This window comes from Bradyrhizobium sp. MI1.3 (assembly GCF_055811695.1).
In genome coordinates this window covers 1-2,250 of record NZ_JBVVPQ010000185.1, presented here as the reverse complement: position 1 = coordinate 2,250, position 2,250 = coordinate 1, and the positions used below count along the sequence as shown (strand labels likewise).

Here is a 2,250-nt window from a genome sequence, read left to right as displayed (position 1 = left end):
AGAAGTGGAGGCGTCAAGCACCCCCACGATATGCCGCCTTCCCGATTCCCGCCGTCACCAACTTTCGGCGATAGCTCATCAGACAGCCACGCAGACCACAGATATCCAAGAGCGGATACCAGTCGGTACAATTACGCGCCAAGCGAGTCACGTCGATCGACAGGATGAGCCCCACTTCACTCAGGCCAACGCGGCCAACGAGTTCTTTGAAGCCATTACGATGCGCTGTAGAGGCGCCGCTCAACCCGAGATTGGTGTCAATCACGTCGATGGCCGCGTCACGCCATCCGAGTTCGCGGGCGCGCTTGCGAAGCGCGTATTGAAGGCGCAGGCTCTCCTGATTGCTTACGACCTGGTGGGGCGTCGACTGCCGGATGTAGACTACGGCTTTGCGCGCCAAGTGGCTTGGTGTGACCAACTCGGACTTCATGAGGGATCTCCGCCAAAATCGCGGCGACGTCTTCGACGATCTGGCGTCGGAGCGCGGGCGTCAGCGTCGACCAAAGATCGGCTGGATCCATGCTCATGTGCGTCGGGACAATCCGCTGTCGATAAAAGCTCGAGTAGAGCCTCCATACTCAGCTTAATCTGATTTGCTTCTTGTCCATAATATTCGATTGCGGTTGCCTGAATCAGGAGACTGCTTCCCGTGCGAAACTCAACTTCATACGAAGCGGGAATGCTTCGGCCTCGCTGGCCGATCTTCCTGATCACTCGATATGAGCGGCCGTACAAAGGATGGTGGGGGTCTCGAACTTGGACCACCTCCGGAAATGATTCGTCAGACTCACTATTGGGGACATTCCTCAATCCCCTCGCTCGATGGCTCAGACTGGAAGCGTGTGCCGATGCGGGTTGTGGATCAGCCAGCGCGAGCTGGTTGATCCGTATTAAGAGTAGCTCGTCACTCATGCGGAGTTGTTGTAAAATCACTCCGCATGAGTGATTTGCCTTCCGATCCAGCATTGCTCCGACAAACCGTGATGGCGCTGTCGTCAAGGCTTGCGGCGTTGTCGGTGGAATGCAGCACGCTTTCGGCCGAGCGTGATGCGGCGATCGCCCAACGCGACGCTGCGGTTCAGGAGAACGACAAGCTCCTGATGATCCTGTCCCAGTTCAAGCGCACGATCTTCGGTCCCCGCTCCGAGACACTGGATCCCGGACAGCTGCCTCTCTTCACCATCACGGCACAGGCGGCTCGTGCCGCGGCCAACGACGACGTAACCGGAGGCAGGCTGCCTGATGGAGCGTGTTCCAGCCGATCGTGATCACCCATTCCAGAGCATCGTGATCACCGTTTCCAGCGGATCGTGATCGCTATTTCCAGCGATTGCGATCGGGGTAACCAGGAGGCGCGCGCCGCTGACAGTCTGCAACCCGGGCAGCTTGGTCTTTTGCCTAACCGCAGAGGATCGAGATGCCGACCGAGAGACTGTCCATGCGCCACATTCGCGAAGTTCTACGCCTGCACTACAGCGTCGGCATGTCGCAACGCGCCGTTGCCCGCAGCCTGGGCTTGGCCCAGGGCACGGTCAGCAAGTACCTCAACCGAACCCGCCGGGCCGGCCTGACCTGGCCGTTGCCGCCGGAGCTGGATGACGACGTCCGGCTTGAGAACCGCCTATATCCGCCGCCATCCGATCGGCCCAGCGACGAGCGTCTACAGCCGGATTGGGCGCTGGTGCATCGCGAGCTGCGGCGCCCGAACGTCACGCTGATGCTGCTGTGGGAGGAGTATTGCGACGCAAACTCCGACTGCTTCAGCTATTCGTGGTTCTGCGAACGCTACAAGGAATGGGCCGGCCTCCTCAAGCCCACCCTGCGCCAGATCCATGTCGCCGGCGAGAAGCTGTTCGTCGACTATTCCGGCCACACCATGGAGGTGGTTGACGGGCTCACCGGTGAGGTGCGCAGCGCACAGATCTTCGTCGCCGTGCTCGGCGCCTCGAACTACACCTACGCCGAGGCCAGCCTCAGCCAAAGCCTGCCGCACTGGATAGCCTCACACGTTCGCGCATTTGCCTATTTCGGCGGCGCGGCCCGGCAGACGGTGAGCGACAATCTCAAGGCCGGCATCACCCGGGCCTGCTTTCACGAGCCGATGGTCAACCGGACCTATGCCGATCTCGCCCGCCATTACCGCTCCGCCATCGTCCCGGCGCGGCCGTATCGTCCGCGCGACAAGGCGATTGCTTCATACTGCACCTCATTCTGGTGGTTGCGCGGTGATAGGCGTTGCCTGGGGCGGAC

3 protein-coding genes are annotated in these 2,250 nt (G+C 60.8%); 2 read left to right on the top strand and 1 reads right to left on the bottom strand.

The window, feature by feature from the left end; translation table 11 throughout:
* Nucleotides 1-13: 13 nt before the first annotated feature.
* A complete protein-coding gene (locus AC0L3A_RS40490; RefSeq protein ID WP_473256555.1) occupies nt 14-430 on the bottom strand; it encodes a recombinase family protein in 417 nt (138 codons plus the stop codon).
* 553 nt (nt 431-983) lie between these two features.
* On the opposite strand from AC0L3A_RS40490, the gene AC0L3A_RS40485 reads away from it, so the two are divergent.
* On the top strand, nt 984-1,268 hold the full coding sequence (locus AC0L3A_RS40485) for a transposase domain-containing protein (RefSeq protein ID WP_473256556.1): 285 nt from the start codon (nt 984-986) through the stop codon (nt 1,266-1,268).
* 170 nt (nt 1,269-1,438) lie between these two features.
* The coding region (gene istA / locus AC0L3A_RS40480; protein ID WP_473256554.1) for an IS21 family transposase at nt 1,439-2,250 on the top strand (812 nt) is incomplete at its 3' end.

Excerpts from the sequence above, each read along its gene's own strand:
- AC0L3A_RS40485 (WP_473256556.1), top strand. The coding sequence starts at position 984 with ATGGCGCTGTCGTCAAGGCTTGCGGCGTTGTCGGTGGAATGCAGCACG.
- AC0L3A_RS40490 (WP_473256555.1), bottom strand. The coding sequence starts at position 430 with ATGAAGTCCGAGTTGGTCACACCAAGCCACTTGGCGCGCAAAGCCGTA.